Origin of the sequence: Bartonella sp. AA1HLJMS (assembly GCF_042197445.1) — a bacterium.
Classification (GTDB): Bacteria; Pseudomonadota; Alphaproteobacteria; order Rhizobiales; family Rhizobiaceae; genus Bartonella.
The window spans coordinates 1-1,839 of sequence record NZ_JBHIRW010000143.1 but is presented as its reverse complement, the minus strand read 5'-3'; the positions used below and the strand labels follow the sequence as shown (position 1 = coordinate 1,839).

Annotated in this window: 2 protein-coding genes and 2 pseudogenes; all 4 read right to left on the bottom strand. The window is 37.5% G+C overall.

Annotated features, from left to right (window positions below):
* Positions 1 to 620 (bottom strand): annotated as a pseudogene (locus tag ACFIQE_RS10010) (DUF3987 domain-containing protein); the annotation flags it as partial.
* Between the two features lie 180 nt (positions 621 to 800).
* Positions 801 to 1,073: a type II toxin-antitoxin system RelE/ParE family toxin gene (locus tag ACFIQE_RS10005; RefSeq protein WP_208438787.1), complete on the bottom strand. Its 273-nt coding sequence runs from the start codon at positions 1,071 to 1,073 to the stop codon at positions 801 to 803.
* A complete protein-coding gene (locus ACFIQE_RS10000) occupies positions 1,070 to 1,360 on the bottom strand; it encodes a CopG family ribbon-helix-helix protein (RefSeq protein WP_375707663.1) in 291 nt (96 codons plus the stop codon). The genes ACFIQE_RS10005 and ACFIQE_RS10000 overlap by 4 nt, the downstream gene beginning before the upstream one ends.
* Positions 1,361 to 1,465: 105 nt before the next feature.
* A pseudogene (locus ACFIQE_RS09995) lies at positions 1,466 to 1,839 on the bottom strand (virulence-associated protein E); the annotation flags it as partial.

Below are 1,839 nucleotides of genomic sequence, written 5' to 3'. Positions count from 1 at the left end.
GTCAAGAAGTTCAAAAATCAACGCAAGGCTTGCTATGGTCTTTGGCATTTTTAAAAGATGCGATTGTAAGCTTTCTGAATGCGTACCTCCTTTTGCCTCTTTATGAAGATGCTCGAACCATTCATAAAACTTCACTTGTGCTTTAGGAGAAAAACGCATAATCAGTGGTTGTTCGGGAGACCCTAAGCGTTTATCACGAAAAGAGCGAAAAACTCCTTCATACTTTTGCCACCCCTCTTGATTGGGCGGTTTATCAACCAATTGCCACTCTTTATTGTCATCGGGCCAGACAATCATTTGAAAGCGTTGCAATAAACCATCATCGTTTATTCCACGGTGTATTGCTTGAATGAGCGGAATAATGCGTGAAGGTTGAATGCCTCCAATCATGGATAAAGTGACATAAGGGATAAAAATGGTTCCACGCTCGATACGGTCATAGGTAAATTGATCATCTCCATTAAAAGCTGTTAAATAAAAGGCACGGTCTGTTTGATATTCTCTTCGTTCCAGATTGGCTAAAAAACAGATAATTCATCACGAACCATTAAGAGACCACGGGGGTTTTCTTTTAAGAGTTCCCCAAGCTTTTCAACGGTCACATCATTGACAATAAAACGTTATTTACCAAGAGTATCATCATTATTTTTACGAGTAGAAACTAAGCGGTGTGCAAAGTAATTATGCAATCATATTCGCAATATTATAAAAATAGTAATCTATCATTACTTACTGATACGGAGCGCAGTATTGTAGAAAATAATTTGCTTCAATTAGCAAATAAATAAAAATACAGTTGATTAAGGAAATTTTTGCTTTGTATGAAGCACACGTAAAATACGCACAACGCCATTTGAAATATCATAAATCATGATATAATTTGGATGTACAATAAGTTCACGTGTATTTACAATTCGTCCTAAACGACCAAGAGTAGGAAATTTAACAAGTTTTTCTACTTTTTCAGATAAAAGTTGATCAAATTTTAAGGCAGCAGAAGGATTATCTTGTGATATGTATTCACGGATCTTTTTGCGGTCAACGTGTGCTACTTGTGTCCAAATTAGCTTCATAAAGTTGATCTATCTAGTTTACTTTGTGTTTTTAGGCGCCATTCCTTTGCTTCTGCTTCGATTTCTTCAGAAGATATTATATCACCTGCATTAGCAGAGTTTATCCCTAATTGAACTTGTTCCCGAAACCATAAATCGTATGCACTTTTTTCTTTTTGTTCTTTTACGATATCGCGCATATAATCGCGCAATAATTGTGCACCAGATCTATCACACGCCTTTGCTGCTTTGGAAAATTCACTTTTTAATACATCATCGACGCGAAAAGTAAATGTTGTCTCAGCCATTTTACGACCACTTAATGTGTTACAAAATAGTTCTAATGTAATGTATTTTTACTGTTTCTTCAATAGCTACTGTTAAAATAGATATTTTATATCTATTTTGCATTTTCATAGGGTTGAAAGGGACGCCCATAAATCAACGGGCTCTGATAACAACCCAGACAGCAGAGCCAGACCGGTTTCAATGCCCTCACAAATGACCAGATGTTTGGGATTGTCTTGGCTTAAATGCACAGCACCGCCCATGACAGACCCCAACATGGCTTTGGCTGGTTTTTGATCTGTTTTGCAGCCATTGGCTTGTAAAAAGGTTCTATGAATGGGAAAGGAGCCAGCACCCTTAACAAGAGCAACCAACGCGGGCAGTGTAATCCCTAAAGGGTGTGGACATTTGCTATGAAAGCGTAAATCAGCAGGCAAATCACATGTAATACCCCGCATACGTAAATAGGTTTCTGCTAAAGTATTTTTGATTGGTTGGC